Annotated in this window: 1 protein-coding gene; it reads left to right on the top strand. The window is 46.2% G+C overall.

The genetic code is table 11. The annotated features are described in order from the left end of the window. Positions 1 to 480 (top strand): CpxP family protein (locus R7R24_RS28025; protein WP_318120349.1); only part of this gene is annotated, 480 nt, incomplete at its 5' end. Between the last annotated feature and the right edge of the window lie 146 nt (positions 481 to 626).

Below are 626 nucleotides of genomic sequence, written 5' to 3'. Positions count from 1 at the left end.
GTTGTTCTACCTCTAACTTTAGGCACTGCGAGTGCATTCGCATTTGGCGGTAAAGATCACCACAAAGGCCCACGTGATGAATGTGGTATGGGTATGGACCGTGGCATCATGCGCGATTTGAACTTAACTGATGCACAAAAAGACCAACTGCAATCTTTCCGTGATGCAAACCGTGCGGAAATGAAAGGCAAATATTCACAAAACCGCGAAGCACGCATGGCAGAGCGCCAAGCGCATCACGCGAAAATGCAGTCTCTATTGCTAGCGGATACGTTCGATGAAGCGCAAGCCACTGCTCTAGCGAAAGAGATGGTTGAGCGCCAAACTGAGCACCGCGTGAAAATGCTGGAGAGAAAACACCAAATGTTGAGCGTGCTGACTCCAGAGCAAAAAGCTGAATTTGTAAAACTGCAAAACGAGCGCATGCAAGAATGTGGTGACCAAATGCAACAACGCATGGGAAAACACCGCAATAATTAAGTCATGATCCGATGATATATATGAAGAGGCAGCCACAGGTTGCCTCTTTTTGATCTGGCGATTTCACGCGCATTCAACGTATACTCAAAATACGGTTTGAGTTAACTCTTTGATTATGAAACAGCAATATGCACGCTTAGTCACGA

The organism is Vibrio sp. 704, from assembly GCF_033339295.1.
The sequence above is the reverse complement of the archived record's forward strand: the minus strand, read 5'-3'. Positions and strand labels throughout refer to the sequence as shown.